The organism is Halomicronema hongdechloris C2206, assembly GCF_002075285.3.
Taxonomy (GTDB): domain Bacteria; phylum Cyanobacteriota; class Cyanobacteriia; order Phormidesmidales; family Phormidesmidaceae; genus Halomicronema_B; species Halomicronema_B hongdechloris.
In genome coordinates, this window is the sequence record NZ_CP021983.2 from 1301479 (window position 1) to 1324816 (window position 23338).

At 52.0% G+C, this 23338-nt stretch carries 24 protein-coding genes; 10 read left to right on the forward strand and 14 right to left on the reverse strand.

Translation table 11 applies throughout. The features are described from left to right. Positions 1 to 62 precede the first annotated feature (62 nt). Together tsaE and XM38_RS06075 are read left to right on the forward strand one after the other, a co-directional pair. Positions 63 to 548: a tRNA (adenosine(37)-N6)-threonylcarbamoyltransferase complex ATPase subunit type 1 TsaE gene (gene tsaE / locus XM38_RS06070; protein WP_315862179.1), complete on the forward strand. Its 486-nt coding sequence runs from the start codon at positions 63 to 65 to the stop codon at positions 546 to 548. Beyond that, on the forward strand, positions 523 to 984 hold the full coding sequence (locus XM38_RS06075; RefSeq protein WP_080810477.1) for an EVE domain-containing protein: 462 nt from the start codon (positions 523 to 525) through the stop codon (positions 982 to 984). Before tsaE ends, XM38_RS06075 begins: the two co-directional genes overlap by 26 nt. Positions 985 to 1042: 58 nt before the next feature. Here the strand turns inward: XM38_RS06075 and XM38_RS06080 are convergent, their stop codons facing one another. The 5 genes from XM38_RS06080 to hpsA form a co-directional block, all read right to left on the reverse strand. Then, positions 1043 to 1816 (reverse strand): Uma2 family endonuclease, encoded by a 774-nt coding sequence (locus XM38_RS06080; protein WP_080810475.1) that lies wholly within the window; start codon positions 1814 to 1816, stop codon positions 1043 to 1045. Positions 1817 to 2056: 240 nt separating this feature from the next. Next, positions 2057 to 2581, reverse strand: coding sequence for a GspH/FimT family pseudopilin (locus XM38_RS06085; RefSeq protein ID WP_080810474.1), 525 nt, complete (start codon positions 2579 to 2581; stop codon positions 2057 to 2059). 21 nt (positions 2582 to 2602) lie between these two features. Then, positions 2603 to 3577: a PilW family protein gene (locus XM38_RS06090; protein WP_080810472.1), complete on the reverse strand. Its 975-nt coding sequence runs from the start codon at positions 3575 to 3577 to the stop codon at positions 2603 to 2605. A 51-nt stretch (positions 3578 to 3628) separates the two neighbouring features. Next, on the reverse strand, positions 3629 to 4348 hold the full coding sequence (locus XM38_RS06095) for a type II secretion system protein (RefSeq protein ID WP_137455026.1): 720 nt from the start codon (positions 4346 to 4348) through the stop codon (positions 3629 to 3631). A gap of 26 nt (positions 4349 to 4374) precedes the next feature. After that, entirely contained in the window at positions 4375 to 9159 is a 4785-nt protein-coding gene (hpsA, locus tag XM38_RS06100) for a hormogonium polysaccharide biosynthesis protein HpsA (RefSeq protein ID WP_088429327.1), read from the reverse strand. A gap of 1114 nt (positions 9160 to 10273) precedes the next feature. Between hpsA and XM38_RS06105 the strand changes: the two genes are divergently transcribed. The 3 genes from XM38_RS06105 (at position 10274) to XM38_RS06115 (ending at position 11666) form a co-directional block, all read left to right on the forward strand. After that, on the forward strand, positions 10274 to 10555 hold the full coding sequence (locus XM38_RS06105; RefSeq protein WP_088429329.1) for a DUF433 domain-containing protein: 282 nt from the start codon (positions 10274 to 10276) through the stop codon (positions 10553 to 10555). Further along, complete coding sequence (locus tag XM38_RS06110; RefSeq protein WP_088429331.1) at positions 10552 to 10899, forward strand: DUF5615 family PIN-like protein; 348 nt, start codon at positions 10552 to 10554, stop codon at positions 10897 to 10899. Before XM38_RS06105 ends, XM38_RS06110 begins: the two co-directional genes overlap by 4 nt. A 425-nt stretch (positions 10900 to 11324) precedes the next feature. Continuing rightward, complete coding sequence (locus XM38_RS06115; RefSeq protein ID WP_088429333.1) at positions 11325 to 11666, forward strand: nucleotidyltransferase domain-containing protein; 342 nt, start codon at positions 11325 to 11327, stop codon at positions 11664 to 11666. Positions 11667 to 12242: 576 nt separating this feature from the next. Here XM38_RS06115 and XM38_RS06120 read toward each other — a convergent pair. From XM38_RS06120 to XM38_RS06130, 3 genes are all read right to left on the reverse strand, one after another. Continuing rightward, positions 12243 to 12695, reverse strand: a complete 453-nt coding sequence (locus XM38_RS06120) for a type II toxin-antitoxin system VapC family toxin (RefSeq protein ID WP_080810465.1) — start codon at positions 12693 to 12695, stop codon at positions 12243 to 12245. Then, a complete protein-coding gene (locus XM38_RS06125; RefSeq protein WP_080810464.1) occupies positions 12695 to 12937 on the reverse strand; it encodes a hypothetical protein in 243 nt (80 codons plus the stop codon). Before XM38_RS06125 ends, XM38_RS06120 begins: the two co-directional genes overlap by 1 nt. Before the next feature lie 245 nt (positions 12938 to 13182). Continuing rightward, positions 13183 to 13773 carry a Uma2 family endonuclease gene (locus tag XM38_RS06130; RefSeq protein WP_080810462.1) on the reverse strand — a complete coding sequence of 197 codons (591 nt, stop codon included), beginning with the start codon at positions 13771 to 13773 and terminating at the stop codon, positions 13183 to 13185. Positions 13774 to 14071: 298 nt separating this feature from the next. Here XM38_RS06130 and XM38_RS06135 point away from each other — a divergent pair, with 298 nt between their 5' ends. The 3 genes from XM38_RS06135 (at position 14072) to XM38_RS06145 (ending at position 16321) form a co-directional block, all read left to right on the forward strand. Next, positions 14072 to 14626, forward strand: a complete 555-nt coding sequence (locus tag XM38_RS06135; RefSeq protein WP_088429335.1) for a Uma2 family endonuclease — start codon at positions 14072 to 14074, stop codon at positions 14624 to 14626. An 85-nt stretch (positions 14627 to 14711) separates the two neighbouring features. Continuing rightward, positions 14712 to 15338, forward strand: a complete 627-nt coding sequence (locus XM38_RS06140) for a hypothetical protein (protein ID WP_202978830.1) — start codon at positions 14712 to 14714, stop codon at positions 15336 to 15338. A 17-nt stretch (positions 15339 to 15355) separates the two neighbouring features. Further along, positions 15356 to 16321 carry an FkbM family methyltransferase gene (locus XM38_RS06145; RefSeq protein WP_137455027.1) on the forward strand — a complete coding sequence of 322 codons (966 nt, stop codon included), beginning with the start codon at positions 15356 to 15358 and terminating at the stop codon, positions 16319 to 16321. Positions 16322 to 16407: 86 nt separating this feature from the next. Here XM38_RS06145 and XM38_RS06150 read toward each other — a convergent pair whose 3' ends face one another. From XM38_RS06150 to XM38_RS06160, 3 genes are all read right to left on the reverse strand, one after another. Then, entirely contained in the window at positions 16408 to 17556 is a 1149-nt protein-coding gene (locus XM38_RS06150; RefSeq protein ID WP_088429337.1) for a glycosyltransferase family 4 protein, read from the reverse strand. 231 nt (positions 17557 to 17787) lie between these two features. Further along, positions 17788 to 18024 carry a 50S ribosomal protein L28 gene (gene rpmB / locus XM38_RS06155; protein WP_080810456.1) on the reverse strand — a complete coding sequence of 79 codons (237 nt, stop codon included), beginning with the start codon at positions 18022 to 18024 and terminating at the stop codon, positions 17788 to 17790. Positions 18025 to 18078: 54 nt separating this feature from the next. Next, on the reverse strand, positions 18079 to 19446 hold the full coding sequence (locus XM38_RS06160; protein ID WP_088429339.1) for a proton extrusion protein PcxA: 1368 nt from the start codon (positions 19444 to 19446) through the stop codon (positions 18079 to 18081). 333 nt (positions 19447 to 19779) lie between these two features. Here XM38_RS06160 and XM38_RS06165 point away from each other — a divergent pair, with 333 nt between their 5' ends. Then, complete coding sequence (locus XM38_RS06165) at positions 19780 to 20577, forward strand: serine/threonine protein kinase (RefSeq protein WP_080810452.1); 798 nt, start codon at positions 19780 to 19782, stop codon at positions 20575 to 20577. A gap of 438 nt (positions 20578 to 21015) precedes the next feature. On the opposite strand, the gene XM38_RS06175 is transcribed toward XM38_RS06165, so the two are convergent. Next, the gene (locus tag XM38_RS06175) at positions 21016 to 21225 is read right to left on the reverse strand and encodes a hypothetical protein (RefSeq protein WP_080810450.1); all 210 of its coding nucleotides are present in this window, start codon (positions 21223 to 21225) and stop codon (positions 21016 to 21018) included. Between the two features lie 2 nt (positions 21226 to 21227). After that, the gene (locus XM38_RS25810; RefSeq protein ID WP_187329306.1) at positions 21228 to 21392 is read right to left on the reverse strand and encodes a hypothetical protein; all 165 of its coding nucleotides are present in this window, start codon (positions 21390 to 21392) and stop codon (positions 21228 to 21230) included. Positions 21393 to 21553: 161 nt separating this feature from the next. On the opposite strand from XM38_RS25810, the gene XM38_RS06180 reads away from it, so the two are divergent. Then, positions 21554 to 21751 carry a ribbon-helix-helix domain-containing protein gene (locus XM38_RS06180; protein ID WP_080810446.1) on the forward strand — a complete coding sequence of 66 codons (198 nt, stop codon included), beginning with the start codon at positions 21554 to 21556 and terminating at the stop codon, positions 21749 to 21751. 71 nt (positions 21752 to 21822) lie between these two features. On the opposite strand, the gene XM38_RS06185 is transcribed toward XM38_RS06180, so the two are convergent. Then, the gene (locus tag XM38_RS06185) at positions 21823 to 23325 is read right to left on the reverse strand and encodes an argonaute/piwi family protein (RefSeq protein WP_080810445.1); all 1503 of its coding nucleotides are present in this window, start codon (positions 23323 to 23325) and stop codon (positions 21823 to 21825) included. Positions 23326 to 23338: the final 13 nt, after the last annotated feature.

Genomic DNA, 23338 nt, shown 5'->3' on the forward strand with positions numbered 1-23338 from the left:
AGTGAAATGGACGTAATCTGAGCAATAGCCTGGGGACGTTACCCAAGATGGCGATGGACTGGATGCCAGTCGTTATTACTTTGCCAGATGCCGAGGCCACCTATGCCCTAGGGCACTATCTGGGCCAACATCTGCCCATTGGTACCGTGATTTTACTCATGGGGGACCTAGGCAGCGGCAAAACCACCTTGGTGAAAGGCCTGGCAGCGGCGCTAGGGATCACTGAGCCCATTAACAGTCCTACCTTTACCCTAATCAATGAGTATGAGCAGGGGCGTCTTCCCCTTTATCATGTCGATCTCTACCGCCTAGAGGCGGCAGCCGCCGATCAGCTCTATTTAGAGAGCTATTGGGACGGCAGCGAGTTTGTCCCAGGCATCATGGCCATCGAGTGGTCTGAGCATTTAGGCCATCATCCCCCAGAGCCCCTGGAGCTACGACTCAGCTATCATGACGCTGGACGCCAAGCTACCCTGAGACCGTCGACGCCCTGTCAAGCAGCCTTACTAGAGACATTACCCGATGCAATACTGGCTAATGAAATCTGAACCGGATGTTTACAGCATCGACGATCTGCAACGGGATGGTGAGGAAATCTGGGACGGGGTACGTAACTACCAGGCGCGCAATTTCCTACGGACCATGGAATCTGGCGATCTGGCCTTCTTCTACCATTCCAATACCAAACCCCCAGGCGTCGTTGGCCTGATAGAGATTGCGGCGGCCAACGTGGTCGACCCTACCCAGTTCGACCCCCAGAGCAAGTACTACGATCCCAAGTCCACCCCAGATGGTCCCCGTTGGCAGACGGTCACGGTGCGCTACGGTGAAACCTTTCCCCAGGCCATTCCCCTCAGTACCCTGCGGGATACCTTTAGCCCTGAGGAACTACAGGTGGTGAAGCGAGGCAATCGCCTCTCGGTAATGCCAGTCCCCCCAGAAGTCGCTGAGCGTCTGCTGGCCATGGGGCGACAGCAAGCTTAATAACCTAGTAGGCCAAGGCCGAGATTACCATTGTCCTCTTAGGTCTGATTTCTGCCCTTTACTGCACCTGGTCTGGATCAACACCCAATTCCCGCAACCGCTGGGCCAGGCGCTCGGCCCGCTGCCGCTCCTGCTCGGCCCGCTGTCGCTCCTGCTCGGCCTGCTGTCGCTCCTGCTCGGCCCGCTGTTGCTCCTGCTCGGCCCGCTGGCGCGCCTGCTCAGCCGCCGTCGGCAGCAGGTGGCCATCTAGGTCGGCCCAGCGTAGCCAGGTGGTCTCGACGCCGCGGTAGAGTCCCGACCAGCGTACCAAGGCCAGTTGCAGGACTGAACTGACCAGCAAGCCATCGGCATTCGGCTGAATCGGTTGGTAGCTGCCCCCCTGCAGCTGAAAGCCGGCCCAATCCTCGGGCTGGAAGGGATCAAACCAGAAATACTCGGGCACATGCAGCTGCTCTTGATAAATCTGTCGTTTATCGCCCTTATCGAAGGCGGCCGTACTCGGGGACAGTAACTCAATCACCAGGTCAGGCGTTTTGCCCTCTTCCCAGCACACCCAACTGAGCCGCTCGCCCTGGGGCACCCCTAAGGCCACAAAGACATCTGGTCCCTTGAAGTCTTGGTTTCTCACCTGGGCCAGGCTGTAGTACACAAACATGTTGCCGCTCACGTAGCCATCGTCGCGCTGCTGCAGCCACCCCTCTAGGGCATCAATGAGCAGATCCATCTGCATCTTGTGACGCTGGGTTTCCATGGGCTCGCCGTCATCGTAGGGCAGCTGCCATTGGGTGGGGGGCAGGGTAATGCCCAGTTGCTCAAGCTCGGCAGGAGTCATAAAGCGGCATACCGTCCACTGTGCTCGATTGCCTCCAATATATCGGAGAGTCTGTTGCGATCGCATCTCATAAGTAGGACGTCCTAATTAAACGATGCTGTAGGGTCTGTTGTGGCGCTAGTCCAACGCACCGCAGTCTGGGCTGACGCGTTAGCGACAGCGTAATGCATCCTACCCATAATTCGGGCTACCTACTAAGCTGAAATCTCGTCCCTGAGTTCAGCGTGACGATCCGGTTAATCAGGGAGTAACACTAGGATTATTGCAATTATCGCCTTCAGTGGTTTTTAGACTACCGAGTAAATTGGCCACAATCACACACCGCTGAGCCGGTACTCCCGTAGGCGAAATGCTGAATACAAAAGGCACACTGGCCTCATCTTCGGGTCTGCCCTGATAATCAAAAGTTACAGACGTAGCCGGATTCGTGTCTTCGTTGATGTAAGCACTTAACTGGATGGTTCCTTCCGGAAAATTGCCACCGCCCAGTATCTGCGTCGTTCCATCACTTACCGAAGGAACAGCGGGATCCACAATACTAACTGTCACATTTCGCCGTTGCTGACGGGCCGTTGTCTGCGCCTGTTTCAGCACGTCTACCAAATCGCTGCGGACAGTGTTCATTCTCTGCCGGTTTAAGAAGGCCAACCAGCCCGGGGCAGCGATGCCTGCCAGGATGGCCACTATGATCAAAACAACTAAGCCTTCCAACAGGGTAAAGCCAGCATGCGAGGGAGATTTTAGATGCTGCAAACAGCGCTTCATGGCGGATAGCCCTTAGTCAATTCAGTTAGTATTGGGTTGTTTATTTAAGATGCCGCGGATCAAGATCTGAGCTTGTAAGGTGGGCAGACGCCCTTCTTCACTGTAGGTGTTGATTAAGCCCGGTCGACCAGTGGTGGCATTTCCTCTCAGATACACGATCAGATCTTGATTTAAGCGGTCTATGGCATCTTCGGCGTCAGGATCTGTGCCTCGCACACACACGAAGAAACTATTGCCATCGGCTGGCGTGGAGGGGATGCGCTCATAGGCCGATGAGGGACAGTTGGCCAAATCTGAGGGGGGCGTGGCAGTGGCAAGATCGACATAGTCGACCAGTACAGCCGAAAACCCATCAGTGTTAACGCTATTATCAGCAGTCCAGTTGGAAAAGCTATTGGTTTCGCCAGACTGCGTTGGATGCTCAGTAGTGGGATCGGCATAACCATCCCGGGTAGTTAGGTTAGACACATCAGCATATTTAGGCAACTCATAGCGAATAATCCGCGACGGCCCCTGCCAAATATCGCTAGCCGCATTGTCTTGTTGTAAATACACCACCAGGTTATAGGTACTGTGCCTCACCTTCAGGGTATTGCACTCCTCCTCTTCCGTCCCAGAAAAGGCGGTGGAACAGTCTCCGATGCCTGCGTAGTCATCTGAATCTAGGGGCTCTAACCGCCAGAAGGCCAAAATGGGCTCTCCAGCAGGCAAGTCATCCAGTTGACTGGTCACAGTCGTGGGTGTGGAGTAGACAAAGACCGCTTCTTGGGCATCTCGGGTGATGTAGGTCATGGCCCGCTGCATATTGGTTTGGGTCTCGGTCAGGGCTTCCTCCCGGCGATTAATTTGCAACAGCTCTACGACCAAATACAGCAACCCTGATACCACAATACTGGCAATGATTAACGAGACCAGCACTTCCAGCAACGTAAACCCAGCTCGTTTGCCGCGTAGCAGGTGATGGTAGAGATGGAACCCAAGCCGTCGAGAAACCATGGCGCTAGAAGAAGTTAAATACGTTAACCAAACGAATAAAAGATGCTGTTGTCAGGTACATCCCTGCGGGGTTGAGTCGCCAGGGCTGCTGATCAGGTCGAAGTATTCACAGTAAGATTCCGTGTCTTCCCCCCGCACAACACTGGTGTAGAGCGCAGCCAAAGGCCGTCTGCCCCGTTCCCCTTCTCCGCCAGTAATGCCTAAGCGCGATGGGTCGGCCTCTAGGGTGTTGGTGCTGGTGGAGTCTAGGGCCTGAATGTCATAGACCCGAACTCCCAGACCGAAGGCCACTGGTTTATTGCCTATGGATACTCCACCGGTGCGATAGACCTGGATGCCGAAATCCGGATCGCCATCCCCATCAACATCGACGGCCCGGGTTTTAGTCGGTGGCAGGGAGTCATAGGCGGTTGTCGAATCTAGGGGATCTTCTTGGTCTGGAGGCACCATCGTAGCAGGCGTGGAGTCATTCAGACTGGGCACAGACTGGGGTAAATCGGTATCCTCGTACCCCCCCTGCTCCACGATTAATCGCACTTGGTCGATTTCCCCTTGGGCTACAGCCAAGGCCTGTTCCGCCCGCTGGCTCTGCACCCGTGTAGCCACAGCAATTACCAGAGCCGGGGTAATGGCCCCCAAGGTGAGGGCAATCACGACAATCGCTACTAGGGTTTCGATCAGGGTCAAGCCATCTTCTTGACAGGCAAGGTGGCAATCGCCTCGCTGCAGAGCCAAGCGCTGTAATTTTCTCCGAATGGATAGCATCAGCAAGGCGATACACCTCCTACCAGAATCAACTAGGGACATGTGACATTGGGGAAATCAGAGGCATTGAATACCCGGGTGCCCCCATCATCGGTAGCACAGAGCAAATTTTCGATGTAAGGGTCATTCGCAGGCAGTTCTCGGTAGTACTCGCTGCGAGGCGACTCAATGGTGACGAAGCGTCGCGCTGCCGGGGCTGGCGGCTGGTAGAGCAAACCCACATCAAATCCCCAGCGTCGACCGGGCGGACTGTAGAAGTAGATGTTGTTTTCATTGATATCCGCTGATTGCGTCCTTTCCCAGGCATCCTGGTCGAACAAGCCGGTACTGCCGGTGGAGAAATCGAACTGGAAGAAGGATCCGGCGATGAACAAATCGATAGCATTATTGAAAGTCTCGTCAGACTTAGTTGTACCGGTATTCCACAGTTCTAAGAATCTGGGGAAGTTGTGAAAGCCGCCATTGTTCTGACCGCCTTGGGAGGGAATAATGCCACTGATGAACAGTGAATTCACGAAGGTTTCTCCGGCCCGAATTAAGTTGCGCTTGTGCCTCTTTTCATCGTCACTATCAAATCCGAACTCAATAAAGTTACCGACACCAAAGGGATCCTTATTATCTAGCTCAAAATTAGGCCAAGGGTCGGCAGTTGGTGGTGAATCATCATCATATCGATTAATGTAATAACCACCGTTACGGTCAATCCAAACCGGCGCCGCTGGATCATCAGGATCATTAGTATTTGGATCAACATCTTCTTCATAGAGCCACTCTCCTTCTTGAACCCATCTCTCTCGATTAAAGATAGAGCCGGGATCTGAGGGATCTGTCTCAAAGTAGGGGCGATTCTGGTTTTGGTAAGAGGATTCTCCTGCTCCATAGTTAGCCGGAGTAATCTCAAGAAAAGTATCGTCAACGGCCCCATCCTGGAAGTTGTCCGACAGGATCGTGAATGAATCAGACAAAATCTCTACCGGTCGCCAATGGTCATCGTCGAGGGTGGCAAAGGTATCGGTGTTGAGGTCAGTGCGAGCGGTATAGAACGGATCGCCATAGGCAACATCGCCATCATTAAGAGTTTGGCCGTCTACGAACTCTTCTAGATTTGGTGTCACCCCATCGTCGCTGTGCAGGTTGAAGTTGCCCTGGATATAGACCGAGTTATCGGTGACAAAGGTCATCCCTGGGTCTCTATCTAGGTCGCCACTGATATCGGCCCCATCTTTAAATCGGAAGCCATGGTTACGCCGCATCGGGTCGGGATAATAGTCCACAGGTTTGGGGCTGACGAGGCGATCGCTCAGCGGCGGGTCTTGAATCGTGCCCCCGGGCTCAACCGTCATCCTGCAGTCATTATCAGTCTTGAGGTTAGCCAGCACCGAACAATCGGTGGTTGCACTAGGTCCCCAGCCAGCATCGGTGTGTTTCGGTCGTACGATTTCGTCTTCCCGCACGGCGTCTTCTCGGAAGGCATAGATAATGCCCTCACCGCCATTCTCTCGATCTGCCGCTAGCCAGTAATCACCAGAACCATTGGTTTCGTTAGCAAGGCGGCTGAGGTCAATGTCGAGCACTCGGATTGCTAGCTGTTCCCGACCGTCGTAGATGCCCTTATCGAGGAAAGGAATATTCAGAATACCACCAGCCGGATTATTAATAGCGAATGGCCTATCATCGGGCTGATTACCAGCAGATGTGTCTAAATCAGCCGAGGAATCAGCCGTAAACGGAAGTTGCCATGTTGGTGTACCCCCTGGGACCCGAGCAACTAGAGCAAGATCAGATAAGTTATCAGGTTCATCAGCACCATCATCTACAACTTGATAAGTGAATCCGTCGTTAACTAGGACACTGGATATTAAATAAGGCGGGATTAAACCTGGATCAACTGCTGTGGCATCAATGTATTCCTCTCCAGTGGGTTGAGCTGTATCGGCAATTCCCAAAGCCGTTAGCTCAGTTGAGTCAGCACTTGCGCTCTGATCATGGCTCGCCCTAGGAAATAGATAATAAAGGGAAGGATACTTTGGAACGTTTGTCTTTGGACATAGGGCTAGCGCGAGTGTGAGCGCTTCTTCAGGATCTGTAATGCCAAAGTCACTAAATGAGTTTGGATCACAGCTGAGGTTATATGAAATAGGCGGATCGTCGCCGTAGGTCGTCCCTACAGCATCGAGCTCAAAAGTCCCATTAGCCTGGTCATAGATCCCGAATAGTGGTGTGGGTGGGGTAGCTGCTGCTTCAAGTCCTGCGCCGGTAGCAAAACCGAAGGTCCGGTCTCTGAGAACCTGCCAGTAATCTGCAGCAACCTTCATGCGAGCTATTTCAGCTGCGGGTGCACCTGCAGCTTCAGCCTCCTCAATCCAGACGTCAGGTGGTGTGGTGTCTACATCCGCTAAAGGAACTCCATTATCCACCAGGTCTAATAAAGTTTTGGCGATTCCACTAGCAGCATCACTCCACTGAGCGTCGGTGATGTCATCAAACTCTGTGTTGAGGCTGTCTAGGTTGTAAGCCAGCAGGCCGAGCGTACAAGCCGAAGAATGTAGCGTTGCCTGGTCGGCAAAGCTAAGGCTGCCGTAACCGGTGCCGCTTTCGACAATTTGCCTCAGGGGAGAGAAGTCACCCCACATAGCGAGATAGGGAAATGGATGAACAAAGTCATCTTGGAACGGCCCAAAAGAGGGGGCTCCGCCGTGCGGATCTCCAGCGAAGTAGGCAAGATTCTTTAGAGCCTTCTTCAAAGGAGAGGTGGCTAAGTCATATTGAGTCCCGAAGTTACTTGCTGTCGCGAAGGTAGAAGGATAGGCAAATTCCCAACCATTGGTGCCATGCCCTTTAAGAAAGTCGACCTTGATATCATCAGCAGTAGTGGTGTTGAGTGTTAAATAATCAAAGGTACGACTATTGATAATGCTTTCCATAGTGCCGGGATGAGCCGTTAGAGCTACACAAGCTGCTGGGAACTCACCATCTGAGGCACTGCCACCCCCCTCGTAGTGATACACCACCATCCCCTGTACAGCCGCCAGATTATCCCGCAGCGAGCGGCGCTGTAGCACTTCATGGGGACCACCCCGGTCAGCACCTGTCAATCCCAAGGTTAGGTCAGGAGGATAGAGTGAATCAGGCTGAGAAATAGGGTTATTGTTAGGATTAGAACTTGGATCCGTTATATTCGGATCTGAAGTGGTATCTAGAGGGCTGGCATTCCAACCATATGTATTCCCCAGCTCTAGTCGCTCGCCCACGATCAGGCGTAAGCCCCTATTAATAGCTTGCCGTTCCCAAAAACCATCTAGACCTTCGTTTTCATCGGTTAATTCACCTACAGCTGTGATGGGATCGCCAACCTGCTTATTATCTGCCTCAAGGCCATGCTCTTCGTTGTATTTAGGCTTGGGTCCCCAGCGATCATCGGCGCGGTAGAAGTCATCGACGAAGGGTCTGATCACGTTGTCGTTTAGAATGCGACCTTGCTGGGAGGCATCTGAATTAGGCCAGTTTGGATCGCGGTCCCAAGTGCTGGGATCAATGTGCTCGTGAATGCCTTTGGTTAATAACGTCAGAGGGTTAGTAGCAATATCTGATAGCTTGGCGCCAGCATCAGTCGTCACAGAGTCATCCCCATTTCCCATGTCCCAGCCGGTTCTAGGGGGAGTATTATCGTCTGTTTGATACAGGTGAAAATCTGCACTACTACCAGAAAAGTCGTCCTGGGTAACGGCTCCTTTCACCACTTGCCCCTGAAAGCCACCAGAATCAGGGTCAGGATTATTCTCATCCTGAGATAAGGTGATTTCTGATGACTCCTGGCTATACAAACAGGAGTTATGAGAGCTGACCATATGAGCATTTAATCCTCCCCGGACGAACAGATTACCGTCCGTATGCATTGCTCCGTTCCAGTTAAAGTCAGGACCGGGGAAGATCTCTAGATCGTAGTTAAACCAGGCTCCCCATTTATTTGCCCTCTCCGCCTCCCGAGCCTGTTGAAACTCTAGGGTCTCCAGGGTGCGATTGACGTCGTTGCTATTGATGGCGAAGGCATTCACCTGAAAGTTTTTCTGCAGGGTAGAGTTATTGGCAGCATCCACTACCTGCCAACCCCCTTCAGAAATAGCCCCTTGGCAGAGCTCGGTGGCTTCAGTGGTGGCCAGGGGGCCGGTGCGGGTCACTAGAGCCTGGGCCTTATTTTGGCTGGGAGGCTCTTGTAGGGTAACGTCAGCTTCTTCGTAGGGACCGGCATCATCCACCAAAATGGAATAGATAACGACTTCGTCGCTAGCAACGGTGCCATCGCCATTGATATCAGACTTAAATACCCAGGCGTTATCTAGCCCTTCATCGTCGGGGTGATTCGGGTTGAGATTAATCCGGGTTTCATCTGGCAATGTGTAGGGATCACCAATGGCTGATACCCGGCCAGTGTACATTCCAGCCGGGTCCAGCATCATATCAGCCAAGATATCGCTGGCGGGAAGACCAGACGGGAAGCGGGGATCTTTATTGAAGAGAAACTCGATCTTGGCTTTGGCCCGGTCAATGGCGGGGGTGGCGGCGTTGACAATAACTTTTTGCTCTCGCTGGGCGATGATCTGCCCACTGCGGCCCAGGGATCGAAAGGTTAGTGCCCCGGCAGTGAGAACGATCAAAAGCAGTAATAGCGTGGTTGTCGGCAGCACGAAGCCAGAGCGGGCCAGGCGGGAGGGTTGGCTAACCAGCCAGAACAGCCGCAGCAGGCGGGTCATAAACCGCTTTAGCAGGGTCTGGGGCAGTTGCCAAAACCGACGAAGGTGACGACGAAAAGATGCCATGTTAAATCGAATCGCCCAAACGACAATGACTGAGGCTCGCGTAGATTGGGGCTGTGTCCTGTAGGCGGCCGACCCAAGAGGGCTAACTGAGCCAGGCCGAAAGGCTTAGTGGAGAGGGTTGTCGCTCTCTAAGAAGCCTTCAAAACTATAAATCATCAACCAAGGCTATAGGCTACCCACTTCTACTCAAAAACCGATCAGGGACGCTTAAATCTTTTTGGTGCTATCAATCGGTCTGCAGATACACGTATCTATCTCTGATGGTTGGGAACCTATGCCGCCAGTCTAGCTCATGTTCATGAAGCTGCCATGATCTGATACGCTCTGTCATTACTTATGGGATTGCTCTACTTATTTGAAGCAGACAGGGAATGGCTCAGCTCCCCTGCTCCCTTGGTGGAAGTAGGGGTCGGGGGAAGAGGGGGATCCATGGCGAAGAGTCATGCATCGGAAATCTACCGGATAGCGTAAATCTCCACCTGGCTTCCGGGTGGCGCTGTGCTTGCCCGGAATGACAAGACTCTCCTTCGCAGTAGGTTAGCTACCTGAGAAAACTACACTCTCGTCATTCCCGCGCCTCGCGGAGCGTGCCCAGAGGGCATAGCGGGAATCCAGGGAATAAATCTCAGCCTCGGCTCAGAGCCCTCTGCCTGGATTCCGGGTCGCGCTGCGCTTGCCCGGAATGACGGTGATACTTGCCAACGATAATTCCGCTGCCATACGTATCACACTCCCGTCATTCCCGCGGCTCACGGAGTGTGCCCGGAGGGCGTGGCGGGAATCCAGAGAATCAACCTCAGCGACGACTCAAAGGCCTCTATCTGGATTCCGGGTCGCGCTACGCTTGCCCGGAATGACGACTAGCCTGATCGCGATGATGTTGAGGCCCGAAGAAAACACACCCCTGTCATTCCCGCGGCGGCGGGAATCCAGAGCGTTAACCTCAGCGACGACTCAAAGGCCTCTGCCTGGATTCCGGGTGGCGCTGCGCTTGCCCGGAATGACGAGTTTCTTTCGCAGTAGGTTGCCTGAAGACCAGCAATGGAGAAATCATCCTGGAATCTATCACTGCCATAATGCAGATATGGTAGAGACCGTGACCTGAGAGGTTAGGATGATTCAAACAACGGAATATATTTATGTTGTTCAGGATGATGAGATCCTCCACGGAGAGCCTATTATCCAGGGAACTCGTACACCTGTTAGGGCAATTGTTGAAACCTGGCGCATGGGTATTATCCCCGAGGAAATCCCCAAAGGACTGCCACACCTAACCTTAAGTCAGGTCTTTGGAGCCTTAACTTACTACAGCGACCATCAAGATGAAATTAATCAATTTATTGAAAAAAATCGCATTCCTGGCGAATTAATTGATCCATTAGTTAGGGATGTGTGAGCAGCATATTTGTCTGTCTGTATTTAGATGAAGATGTCAACGTATTGGTGGCCGACTTGCTACAAGCAAGGGGATTTGACGTCATTACTGTACGAGATGCGGAACAACTTCATGCAACCGATGCAGAGCAACTTGCCTATGCTGTGAGTCAAGGCAGGACTCTGGTTACTCACAATAGAACTGACTTCGAAGAACTTGTGCAGAGTTACTTTGATTCAGGTCGTATGCACTATGGAGTTATTTTTGCTGTGCGTCGTTCTCCTCAAGAGATTGCACAAAGGTTGCTCATTATTCTCAATCAAGTCACCTCAGATGAAATGCAAAATCAGGTTCGGTATATTTAGGCACGATTACTCCTACTCCTCCGCCAACAAATTTCACAACCAGCAGATTTTGGCCGCAGCTTAGCTCCCTTGCTCCCTTCTGTGGCGGGGGAAGACGGGCATCACGAGGTGGCGCTGTGCTTGAGTTCCCCTCCATCCTCTAGCTCCTTCCTCCCACAAGGGGCGGAAGGAGAACAGCACTCTGCTGAGCAGACAATACTCCCGTCATTCCCGCGACGGCGGGAATCCAGAGAATCAACCTCGGCAGAGACACAGAGACCTCTATCTGGCTTCCGAGTCGCGCTGCCCTTGCCCGGAATGACGGTCATGCTTTCCAATGATAATTCAGCTGTCATACGTATCACTGCCATAATGCAAGTATGGTAGTAAACATAATCTGGGATTGTTCAACCCGCCCCAGGTCACGCTTCAACGGCAGAATTACCATGCCCACCCCTAACTCTCCAGCTATTGATCAAACCCTGCTGACGAACATTGTCCAGCGGTTACGCTCAGCTGGCGCACCACTGAAGGTAGTATTATTCGGCTCTCAAGCCAGGGGAGACACCCACATCGAAAGCGATTTGGACTTGCTGGTTGTAGAAGAATCGGAACTGCCTCGCCATCAGCGATCACCCCGTTATTACAAAGCCCTCGCAGGCATTTTCCCAAGTAAAGATATTACTGTATGGACACCGGCTGAAATTCAAGCATGGTCAGCCGTGCCGAACGCTTTCGTGACGACTGCATTACGAGAAGGCAAAATTTTATATGAAAAACCAGCATGATTTAGCCGCAGGCTGGTTTCGCAAAGTTCAAGCAATTAGTCTGGCACCACAGATTCGCACTGCCGTGTTGTCTGTGGTCACACCACAGGAGAGTTCAAATGGATAATGCTCCGGAGCACTCTTTGTGAATGCCAATGACTCTATTTAAGGGGATGAAGTGAACCCTTGGATTCCGGGTCGCGCTACGTTTGTCCGGAATCATGGGACTCTCTCTCGCGATCATCTTCGATGATTAGGCTCACTCCGTATACGAGCCGCAGGAAATCATTATCGGTCAACAAAGTGCTGAGAGCATTGATCAATTCTATGTCACAGTCGACAAGCGACGAGACAGCCTAAATCGGGATACAGCGTTTTTAACACTAGTGAGGTACACGGATGACCGTAAAACCTTTGATACTAGGAGATAGGCTGTACCTCACCCAGTAAGGAAATGCTGTAGGGAGGATTCTCGCGAATTGCCCCTCCCACACCCCCTGCTTCCTTAGAGCTAATTTGCAAAGAAAATCTTAAAGAGCTGTCAAGACAAAGGCTTTCAAGGTTTACAGCAATCTTGAGGGAGTGTTCGTGGTGTTCCTAAACTTTAGTGATGACTTCCTGGGGATGCACAACCGCAACACCCGACATACCTGTAAAATCGTCCGGATTTAAGGTGAGAATGTGGCTAATATCGCAGGTTGTCATTACAGCTACGATACGTGCATCGTGAGTCCGTTTACCTTTTATTTGATTCTTAGTGACTACAGCCAACCAAGTTGAAAAAATCTGCGGTCTTTCCTCAGCAACCGGGAAACGTTCGAGCAGTTGAGCAATGATGTTATGCGTTTGCTCAACTGACCACCCTAAACCATTCACATCAACTGGACGCGTGGCAACGACCCAAAGCTCAATTAAGACTTGCGCTGTTAGGTAGCACTCATCTGCATGCATTAGCAGAGTTGCGACTGCCTCAGTGACTAAACGATGCTGTTCATCCGACGGGTTACTAAACCGCAAGACAATATTGGTATCTAGCAAGTACTTGGTCATTACTCATAGATATTGCTACGGTCAAACGCCTCATCTGGAAGGCTTAGGCGGGTCTCAGGAAGTTGTGCAATCCATGACCGAAAATCTTCAGCTCGCTCAGCAGGGGTCGCACGTTGCCAAAACGGAATATTCCCAGCTAATTTATGAGCTTGACGCTTGATCACGGTCACAAAGTCAGCAATTTTTCTGAGTTGACTCTCGCTAAGCTGATCAATTTCTTGCTTCAGGGTTTCCCGCAACATAGCTTGTACCTGATTGAGCCTAGACACCTAAATTGATCATACATGTATCACACTCCCGTTATTCCCGCGTTTCGCGCTCCCGTAGCGTATACATTGCACTCAGCGTGCCCGAAGGGCGTAGCGGCAATCCAGAGCGTCAACCCTGGCCAGGAAACCAAGCCCTCTGCCTGGATTCCGGGTGGCGCTGTGCTTGCCCGGAATGACAGCCATCTTTATCGCGGTGATGTTGAGTCGGTACCTTATCCTTATGACAAATCGCCGCGTAAAATCTCCTCTACAGTGATCTCGAGTTCTGGAAATGTCGGTGACTGCACAACATCACAGTTGGTGAACTCAGCTGCGTCATACCAGCCTTCAGTCAGCGTAAGAATGGTAGCTTTTGACGCCAGCGGATCGATGATCCAATATTCAGGGATGTCAAGCACACTATATTCTGCCCGTTTGGCCCGGTAATTGGCACCTTTAGTAGATTCGCTAACAACTTCTACCACCAGCACAGGGGGAGGCTCATGGAGGTGGATAACCGCCTCACGATTCTGCAGTTCCTGCCATTGGCTTAGCGATAAGACCACAACATCCGGAATCCGAACGGTATCCCAGCGGTCACCTCGCGGGGACTGGATGCCAATGACCATTTGCCTTGACACCCAATCTTGCCCCAACCGCTTGATTTCATGACGAAAACAGGTATTTATGAAGTCGGCAATCTCTCCATGCTGCCCCATTCCCAGCGTCATCGGGACCAGCTCCCCATTCACCAACTCATAGGTAGTGTCTGTACCGTCGTCATAAGCCAGGTAGTCACTGAGTGTCAGCCGCTGAGTTGTCGTAGCCATTTAAGCTAGCCGGTTGAAATGCTAATCATTGTATCTGCTGACAGGGTAACGCTTTGCCTGGGTTGACGGGCAAAAATCTCATGACTTGCCCGGAATGACGGTGATGCTTTCCAATGACAATTCAGCTGCCAACAGATCACACTTCCGTCATTCCCGCGGCTCACGGAGTGTGCCCGGAGGGCGTGGCGGGAATCCAGAGCGTTAACCCTGGCCAGGAAACAGAGCCCTCTATCTGAAGTCCGGGTGGCGCTGCCCTTAAAATTAAAGAGACCTGGTATACCCTTGCGGCATTTCTGCCATGACTCGGACGTTAACCCAATGGAGCGTTGCAGACTACCACCGCATGATTGCGGCGGGTCTGCTGGCAGACCGGCGGGTCGAACTCTTGAACGGAAACGTGGTTGAAATGGCTCCAGAGCTGCCGATTCATCGGGCCACCTATCGGCGAGGAGCCAGATATCTAGAAACCCTTCTGGGGGATCGAGCAGTAGTCTTCACCACTGCTCCTATCACCCTACCCAGCAATGGCGAACCCCAACCCGATATTGCCATCGTGACTCCCCCTGAATCTCGCTACGATGAGCGGCATCCAGGGCCAGAGGATGTCTATTGGGTCATTGAAGTCTCGAACTCGACCCTGGTCTTTGATCTGGAAGAAAAAGCTACGCTTTATGCTAGAGACGACATTGCTGAATACTGGGTGGTGGATGTGCCCAATCGTCAGCTCTGGGTGCACCGACACCCGGACGCCAGCATCTATCGTCAGGTGCAGCCCTTAGCGTCAGGCAATATTAATCCACTAGCCTTTCCAGACCTTGAGATTAGAGTGGAGCGGCTGCTGCCAGAGAAGTAGACCTGTTGGTTGCGAATGATGCAAGCCGGGAGCATGGGTCCTCCCATCTTTTACCCAGAATGAAAAATCAAGTGATGTCGCAAGGATGAATGTATTTATACTCAATACCGGGCGTTGTGGCTCGACGACGTTCATTAAGGCCTGTAAGCATATTCGTAACTATAGCGCTGCCCATGAATCGCGGGTTCACTTACTGGGGCCTGCTCGCCTGCAATATCCGCCAAACCATATTGAAGCCGATAACCGCTTGTCTTGGTTTTTAGGCCGCCTCGAGCAAGTTTATGGGGACAACGCCTTTTACGTGCACCTACAGCGAAATCCCCTCGACACGGCTCATAGCTTTGCTAAACGCTACGATTTTGGCATTATCACTGCTTATCGTTCCGCCGTGCTCATTGACTGCCCACCCGAAAGTGATCCGATCAAAGTATGCCTAGACTACTGTGAAACGGTCAATACCAATATTGAGGCATTCTTGGCGGATAAATCCCACACAATGACCTTTCATCTAGAGCAAGCCCAGCAAGACTTTGAACGGTTTTGGCAGATGGTGGGGGCGACTGGTGATCTCCCTGCAGCTCTGCAAACATGGGACACCACTTATAATGCGGCTGCCACTCAGCGCCGTTACTACACCCATCCGGCCCTAAGATATGGCCATAAGGCACTGCGTATCCTGCGTAAGCTGCCATCTTTTGTGAGCAATGCCTAGCTTGGTAGCAGGAATCCATGAGTAAACCGAATAGTCCTGGGGATTGGCTGTTTCAGCAGCAGTGGGTTGCTTGGATGTACGATGCTACCCTAAGGCGGCAACTGCCTCTGCCCTATCGCTTGTTTGCCTATTACTGTGCTCTGCAAAAGAGCATTGGTTGCAGCCAACGCATCAAGAAAGGACGTCAGTGCCTGCAGTTAATGATGCATCTAAACCATCGGCTGTCTTCCAGCTATGTAGCTCGGTTAGTGCTGCCCAACCAGCTCAGTATCTATGTGAACCTCAGTGATCCCAGGTTTCTTCGCGTCGTGAACGAACTGGTGAATCCCAACGAAGAAACTGCTACCCTCGACAAGTTTCTCAAGCCAGGCGACACCTTCATCGATATTGGGGCGAATCACGGTAGCTTCTCAATTGTGGCCTCTGGCTTGGTTGGGGAAACCGGGCGCATCATTGCCATTGAACCTCAGCCTGTATTAGCTGATTTGGTGCGCTGTTCCTTGGCAGATAATGCTAGCTGCGACTACGAGGTCTATGAGATTGCCTGTGGCAGCCGTAGCAGTACGGTCACATTTTTCATACCAGAGGATACCTCTGGATCTGCAGGAATATTTTCAGCATTTTCAGCCACCCATCGCCATCGCCAACTGACGGTGCCCCTCAGATGTTTGGATGAGGTGCTGCCATGGCGAGACTTACCCGGCAATCTATTTCTTAAGCTAGATATTGAAGGCAGTGAGTACAATTGCCTAGCTGGCGCACGCCAACTGTTATTACAGCGGCAGCCCCATATCTTGATGGAGGCTAATCTGAGTACGCTCAAAGCCGCGGACGTTAGTCTGGAACAACTCAAAGCGCTACTGGCTACGCTGCAGTATGGAGAATTTGCTGAAGTGAGTGACTTGACGCAGCGCTATCCCTTAGCTGAGTTGCATTTGCGGGGAAAAACCTCCCGTAATATCTTACTGTTTCCCAAAAGCTGATGGGACTCTGGGAGAATATGAGGTTGGCCAGCCAGTTTAGTGCATCTTCCCGGTTAAATAGAAGGCGTTTCAACCAGAAGCCTGGGTTACGTGGCGTGGGTTCGTGCGAAGGCTTGCTCAATGCCATCGATCGTCCGTGATAACGAGAAGTGCGCTACGATGTGCTGTCGACAGCGTTGAGCGAGATCAGGATCAGTGATACGCCAAGTCAGGTTATCGGATATGGCTGCCGCCAACTGCGCTGCATTGCCAGGAGAGACTAGCCGCTGTTGAAATTCCTTGGTGAGGATCTCGGGAATACCGCCAACGCGACTAGCGACAACGGGAACTCCGCATGCCATTGCTTCGATAATCGTGCGACCAAACGGTTCCGGCCACTCGCTAGGCACTACGACTAGATCGCTGGCTCGATAGACTTGGCTGGGATCATCCACATGCCCTAGAAAGGTAACTGAGTCGTCTATACGCCAGTTGGTCGCTAGGCGTTTTAGCTCCTGCAGGTAGCTGGAAGGATCGTTGTGAGGTTTTCCCGCAATGGCTAGGTGCAACTGCGGATACTGCTGTTGTGCCAATGCGAATCCATGCAGCAAAGTCTCAATGCCCTTACCTCGATCGAGACGCCCTACATAACTAATGAGGTAATACTCAGAGGTATTGAAAGCAGGGGAGATCAATTGAGAGCGTAGGGCATAGGCATCATCTAGAGTAGCGGCTGCTGTAAATCTTTGGATGTCTATGCCATTGTGCACTACGTCAATGCGTGTGGCGTTATAGCCAATCGCTACCCACTCAGATTTTGTGTATTGGGAGACGGCAATCTGGCGATGGGCTCCTCGCATACCCAGGCTCCACTGCCACCCTAGATTGGGTGGGGGCGGTAGTCGCACATGACAAACTAATGGCCGCCTTCTCAAGCGGGCAAGCAGCCAGGCAAAGAAGCTGTCGTGGTACTGATTACAGTAGATGAGGCTGTTGGGCTCAATAGCGATACGCCGCAAATCCTGCAATAGCTGTCGTCCGGATGCTAATGGCCTTTTCATATCCAGGCGGTAGTGTTCAACCGACAGCATCTGCTGGCAGATATCTTGGTAAGCTGCCAACAAGTTTCCTGGTTGCCGATAGAGCAAGGTCAGGGTATGTCCACGCTTAACTAACGCCTGGCAGACATCGAACAGGCTAAGCTCCTGGCCACCGCGACGGGTCGACGGCTCATTTTCCAAGACAATGAGGTGCATCTAGGTCGTCAAGCTCGGGGAGAGAAGAGAGCAATGGCAGGCAGCTACTATCTACGGTTGCACCAGGCTGATTGCATGCTTTTAATCCTTAGCCAGAGCACGAGTGACATCTAATAGGCTTAATTCTTTGCCCCCGCGTTGGGCCGATGGCACATTTTCTAGGGCGATGACCTGCATGGGGCATTGGCCTGCAGACTGGTATCCACTGACGCCAGCAAGCATGAGCCGGGGTTAGCACTTATTCAAATCGATGCCGGCTTCCCGGGCCATGGCGCTGAGGCCTTTCTTCTGTAGGGTTTTAATGGCTTTGGTGGAGAGGCGCAGCTTCACCCAGCGCTTGCCTTGGGGCCACCAGACGCGCTTTTCTTGCAGGTTGGCATGCTGCAGCCGCTTAGTACGGCGGTGGGAGTGGGAAACGGCGTAGGCGTTATTGGCTTTTTTGCCGGTGAGTTGACATTTGCGGCTCATCAGCGTTCTCCAGTGGATGCGGTTGACACGATCGATGATTATAGCGCAACCCGGCTACTCGTTCATGTTGCGATAGGTGGCGACGGCGGAGGGGGAGATGCGGTTGAGGTAACGGAAGATCCAGTATTTGAAGACGGTGTCGAGGATCACGGGGAAGGTGGCAATGAACAGGAAGATGAATTCGCGGTTGGCGGCGAAGCCAAGGTGGCGGGAAAGCCCTTCTAGCAAGACTTCCCAGCCGTGGGGAGAGTGAAATCCGACGAACATGTCGGTGAAGAGGATGATGATGAAGGCCTTGGCGCTGTCGCTGAGGCCATAGACAATTTCATCCATGAAGTCTTTCAGAGTACTGACTTCCCGTTTACGGGTCACTAGTAGGGTGATGAAGGCGGCGACGGCCATCATGTCGGCGAAGACGTTTTTGATGGCATCGGCGCTGCGGCGGCGATAGGCTTCTTCGATTTCGGTGGCTTTCTCCCGCACGGTCTGCTCGATTTCTAGCTCTGGCATGGGGGCAACTTTGCCGATGAGGACTTCGAAGCGCAGCCGTTCTTCGAATTGTTGCAGTTCGTGCAGGGCTTCTTCTTCCATTTCGATGTTGAGGAAGACGCCGGCTTGGTTTTCTGCTCGAATGTAATCGACGATGGGGCCGACGAGGAAATTTTTGGAAAATTGCTGGGTTAACAGGGGCACGATCACCAGCAGCAGCAAGAACTTGATGGCCAGGGTGGTTTTGACCTTGGAGGTGCGAAATTTTTTGACGACTTGGGTTTCGGCTTTGGGATCGAGGTCTTGGCGAATCCGGTCAACGGTTCTGAGGATGGAGCGGGGTAGGACGCTGGCCCGGTCGGAGAGGGCGTCGGTGCGGTCGCGATCGCGTTCTGACTCTGGCGGCTTTTGGGGCGGCTTTTGGGGCGGCTTTTGGGACGGTGGGGGCGGGGCACCATTGCCGGCTGACAGGCTGCTGGAGGTAGAGCGGTCTGGGGGGAGGGTAATCACCCGCTGGGAGGGGGGGGGTGATTCTAGCTTGCCGTAGCGGGCCAGGACCTCATCGACGAAGCGCAGCTTGCGGAAGAAGATGGCGGGTTTGTCGATCACATCCACGGAGAGGCCATTTGGGCGGGTATCGGAGACCTGAATCTCCATGATTTTGGGATCCGACACTCGCAGCAGGGAGCTACTGGAGTGGAACTCGGCCATTCGCAGCCGAATTAAGTTCAGGTATTTCTGCCGCTCGCCGTCGAAGTAGGCCTGGGCACTGGCCCCGTAGTTGCCGTAGGCTGATGAAATCGGGTTGCCGCTGAAGTGGTCATTCTCGATGGCCTCGATCATCCGGGCCGCTTCGTAGGCTTGGTCTAAAGCCCGTTCTGGGGTGCGAGAGAGCCACTGCCGCGCCGCGCGAAAAATGCCAAAAATCTGCATTTGCTGCCAGGGTGGTGATGGGAATACACATGCGATCGCATTGAAAATTTTAGAGCACCGCTCCTACCCCGCTGATCGCTCCACGACAGGTTCTTGCCATCAGCCCTGGCAAGACTTGGGTAAATTGAGCGGGTAGGGCAATATAGGGTGAGTTAGTCCTGCTGAGGCGATGCTCTGATGCCAAGGTCATCTAATGCCAGGAGCAACTTAGGGGGGCGTTTTCACCAAAGCAACTCCCCCTCCCTAGACTTAGGCAAGAATCAATTACAAGATAGATAGCAGTCTAACCAATTCATCAACCGGATACTATCTACCGGCTATCAAGAAACGCCTATGGCTGGTCAAATTATCGGCGATCGCTACGAAGTAGAACAGCAATTGGGACGAAAATCAGGGCGCTGGACCCTGCTAGCCCGGGACTTACAAACGGATACGCCCGTCATTTTGAAGCTACTGTTTATCGACGAAGACCTCCAGCCCCGGGATCTGCGCTTGTTTAAGCGGGAAGTAGAAGCTCTAAAGCTACTAAATCATCCCGCCACGCCTCAGTTTCTGCACTATTTCGAAATCGAGTTGCCCCAGGATGGCCAAGCCCTAGTGCTAGTGCAGAGTTACGTCATTGGCACCTCCCTCAAGACCTACCTCGATCAAGGCCGTCAGTTTAGCGAAGCCGACGCCAAGATCATCGCCCGCGCTATTCTCAAGGTGCTGGTGTCCCTGCATCAGATGGAGCCGCCCATCATTCATCGCGATATTCGCCCCAACAATGTGCTGCTGATGGAGAGCAGCGATCCCCAGGTCTGTCTCGTGGACTTTGGCTCCGTCAAAGCCCTATCCTCCGGCAACACTGCCCTGACAGTAGTTGGCAGCGACGGCTATACCCCACCAGAACAGATGGGGGGGCGGGCCTTGACCGTCTCAGATCTCTACAGCCTCGGCGCCACCCTCGTGGAAATTATCACCGGCCAATCGCCAGCGAAGCTGCCGCGACGAGGGCTGACCATCGAGTTTGAAGCCGCTGCAACCTTTAGCCCTGACTTCAGTGCCTGGTTACAGCGGATGCTAGCCCCAGGCTTAGAGCAGCGTTGGTCCTCTGCAGAAGCAGCCCTAGCCGCCCTGCCCTCTGATTGAGCGGCTGAATGCAAACGCACAAAACAGGAAACAAGAAAAGCGACGTGACGCCCTGTTTGCTGACCGTCTGCGAATCTAGGTCGTCCTATCAACCGCCCCACTCGCTGTTGAAGCAAGCTAATCCTGAGAACAAGCTAATCCTGAGAAATTGACAGAAAGCGGGTGACCGGACTCGAACCGGCGACATTCAGCTTGGGAAGCTGACTTCAATTATTAGTATACAAGGCTTCCAGAGAACGGTTTAGAAGTCTATACCAGTTTTATACCAGACGTGACCCAATGCAGAGTGAGCGTCAGCCTTCCACGCTGTGTATCATTCGAGCAAAAATCCCCCATACGCCTCTCTGAAAGGAACCAAGTTGGCAGCAGATTCAGAGATTGGTATGGAGGATGCGTAGAGGACAGGAAGGTGGATGGCGCAACCAGGTGCATGGTCATTCAGCTTTGGTTGCGCAGTTCTCGAACAATTTCTTGGGCTAAATTCCGGCTCCACACTTGCTCAAAAGGGCATGAGACCCGACGATCGTCCTCTCCTTGAAACCAAGTAAGCGCTTCTTCCAATTCAGCTACTGAGTAGGGATCTCGGATTAGCATCTTCGTAAGCAAGCTTTCTACCAATAGCGCTTGAGCGTCATTGAGAACCAACATGGCTATACCTCCTCGGTAGTTTCAGGTGTTTCCGAAGCGGACCTGCGAGAACTATCGTTCTTACTGAGAGTGAGTAATGCTCGGTCAATATCGCGAACTTTGATGCCTCTGAGGGCCGTCAGGATGGTTTTGATGAGGACGACCTCATCGGACGTGAGAGTAATCATGCTTGTCTCCACAAATAACAGCTTCAGATCAGCCGTCATCAGATCTGAAAGCTTTGACAATGACAACAAAATAAGGCAACTGCCCTAAAAAGGCAATATCCCTAGATCTAGATTGCTAAAGCAAGGAATATAAGAAAGTCGCCTTAGAGGTCACTAAGCGAGTGCCTAAGCCAGCTAAGCCACAAATCCGGGTCTATATTCCTGAGGAGACCGATCGCTTGTTAAAGGCGATCGCGGGTATCAAGGACTCTTCAGTGAATGCGATCGTGAATGAGGCGATTGAGGCATGGCTCAAGGAGGCGGAACAGCAGGAAATTATCCAGAAGTTCAATCTCGATAAGCTGGATGAAATTGGTTAGGCATGTTTCAAAAGACAAGTTCAAAAGAACCGATTGAACCACCATTACATGTGGCGCACGGTGTTCTTGGTCTACATGTAGAAAGAGTACTCAGAACGTACAGTCATTTCTGGTCCCACTTCTTTCAAAACATCTCCGACACGTTGAGAGAAGGCAAGCGTGATAGGAACTCCATCTGAAAAGGCAGCGTTGTTGACATTCATCTTAGTGAGTGCCAGCAGTTCAGTGGCAAGCTCACGTGGGCCACTATCCCCATGTCGCTCAATAATTGCCCAAGGCTCGGGAACATGAACACCAGGATACGTCTCAAAGTATGGTGTAAATCCGTGTGTGTAGATAATGGGAAGAGAGTCTTCAATCAGGGCATACGTGCCTCTAATTGGCGGATACTTTCCCTCGCGAGCTAGACGGATATCACTTTTATTCAGTGTTAACAGATCGATGCTCGCATCTGGGTTGACGGTCTCGATGCCCTCCATAAAACCATCGAGTTCATTGTATGCAGTATGTTCCTTCCCCCAATACCGAGAAGACTTGTGAATTACAACCCTTCGGGGAGGCAACCGTCTGATTCTTTTGTACTCATTCAAGGTGTTGGTGATTAGGTTACACGCTTCTTCCCTTTTCAGATGAGGGGTTCGTCCATATTCGCTGCTATCCCATTCAAACGGGTCACCCCGCAGAATAATCCCCTGCCCCAGATAGTCAAATGCCTGGGCCACGCCACTCCGCAGGATATTTCTGCCTCTTTCATCCTCGGTATTGTAAAAAGAGATGCCAATGTAACACGTATCTTCCTCAAGTCCATGACCCTTCCAAGGAACACCACCGCATTTGAAATAAAGTGCAGTAGCGAAGTTCCAGGCTCGCGTTGCTTTGTCCTGTAGGCTTTTGTCTTTGCCAGTTAAAGTAGGTTCCAGAAATATCTGAATGGGAACCCCCCATTTCATAGACCGTGCTTTCAAAATTCTTCGTAAATTCAAATAATTGCCGTTGGGCAACTTTGCTGAGGAAGCTTTGTCAAATAAGACTTTGGGAATTGCAACCAGAATGACGCTAGGATGCGGTGAAGCTGTGGCTATCTGACTAATATGATCGGATATTAGGTCAGCTGCTTTCTCAACGCGTTCGATATGGCTTTCTGTATCGGCGATCGCTTTTGCTTCCCTCTCTTGAAAAGTAGAGACCCAACGATCACTAGTAACAATTTCTGAAGCGAAGTTCGTGGTACTGTTTATGCCAATAAAATCAGGGGATAGCCCCTTTACTAAAATATCGCGTTTTGCAAGTTCCTCTTGCTCAATACTTTCTTCAGAGTCATCATCAACTTCCCAGTTTTCTGTTTTAGTTCTATCTGTCTCAATGTAGGTTTCACACACACTGATCCATTGCTGACAGGCTTCACATGTCGCGCGTGTTCCTACAATACCGACCTTGATCTTGTCTGGGTGAAGCGCTGGATCCGTTCTCCCAAATGGTCCATGTTCTACAATTCCCGTCTTTTTATCCGGATGCAGAAAGGAATTATTGAACTCCAAATGAGGCTCTGAAATTAGCTCAATGGTAATGTTCATTATCGTCACTTTA

Coding starts and splice junctions, on each gene's coding strand:
- tsaE (WP_315862179.1), top strand. CDS start 63: ATGCCAGTCGTTATTACTTTGCCAGATGCCGAGGCCACCTATGCCCTA.
- XM38_RS06075 (WP_080810477.1), top strand. CDS start 523: ATGCAATACTGGCTAATGAAATCTGAACCGGATGTTTACAGCATCGAC.
- XM38_RS06080 (WP_080810475.1), bottom strand. CDS start 1,816: ATGACTCCTGCCGAGCTTGAGCAACTGGGCATTACCCTGCCCCCCACC.
- XM38_RS06085 (WP_080810474.1), bottom strand. CDS start 2,581: ATGAAGCGCTGTTTGCAGCATCTAAAATCTCCCTCGCATGCTGGCTTT.
- XM38_RS06090 (WP_080810472.1), bottom strand. CDS start 3,577: ATGGTTTCTCGACGGCTTGGGTTCCATCTCTACCATCACCTGCTACGC.
- hpsA (WP_088429327.1), bottom strand. CDS start 9,159: ATGGCATCTTTTCGTCGTCACCTTCGTCGGTTTTGGCAACTGCCCCAG.
- XM38_RS06105 (WP_088429329.1), top strand. CDS start 10,274: ATGATTCAAACAACGGAATATATTTATGTTGTTCAGGATGATGAGATC.
- XM38_RS06115 (WP_088429333.1), top strand. CDS start 11,325: ATGCCCACCCCTAACTCTCCAGCTATTGATCAAACCCTGCTGACGAAC.
- XM38_RS06120 (WP_080810465.1), bottom strand. CDS start 12,695: ATGACCAAGTACTTGCTAGATACCAATATTGTCTTGCGGTTTAGTAAC.
- XM38_RS06125 (WP_080810464.1), bottom strand. CDS start 12,937: ATGTTGCGGGAAACCCTGAAGCAAGAAATTGATCAGCTTAGCGAGAGT.
- XM38_RS06130 (WP_080810462.1), bottom strand. CDS start 13,773: ATGGCTACGACAACTCAGCGGCTGACACTCAGTGACTACCTGGCTTAT.
- XM38_RS06135 (WP_088429335.1), top strand. CDS start 14,072: ATGACTCGGACGTTAACCCAATGGAGCGTTGCAGACTACCACCGCATG.
- XM38_RS06140 (WP_202978830.1), top strand. CDS start 14,712: ATGAATGTATTTATACTCAATACCGGGCGTTGTGGCTCGACGACGTTC.
- XM38_RS06145 (WP_137455027.1), top strand. CDS start 15,356: ATGAGTAAACCGAATAGTCCTGGGGATTGGCTGTTTCAGCAGCAGTGG.
- XM38_RS06150 (WP_088429337.1), bottom strand. CDS start 17,556: ATGCACCTCATTGTCTTGGAAAATGAGCCGTCGACCCGTCGCGGTGGC.
- rpmB (WP_080810456.1), bottom strand. CDS start 18,024: ATGAGCCGCAAATGTCAACTCACCGGCAAAAAAGCCAATAACGCCTAC.
- XM38_RS06160 (WP_088429339.1), bottom strand. CDS start 19,446: ATGCAGATTTTTGGCATTTTTCGCGCGGCGCGGCAGTGGCTCTCTCGC.
- XM38_RS06165 (WP_080810452.1), top strand. CDS start 19,780: ATGGCTGGTCAAATTATCGGCGATCGCTACGAAGTAGAACAGCAATTG.
- XM38_RS06175 (WP_080810450.1), bottom strand. CDS start 21,225: ATGTTGGTTCTCAATGACGCTCAAGCGCTATTGGTAGAAAGCTTGCTT.
- XM38_RS25810 (WP_187329306.1), bottom strand. CDS start 21,392: ATGATTACTCTCACGTCCGATGAGGTCGTCCTCATCAAAACCATCCTG.
- XM38_RS06185 (WP_080810445.1), bottom strand. CDS start 23,325: ATGAACATTACCATTGAGCTAATTTCAGAGCCTCATTTGGAGTTCAAT.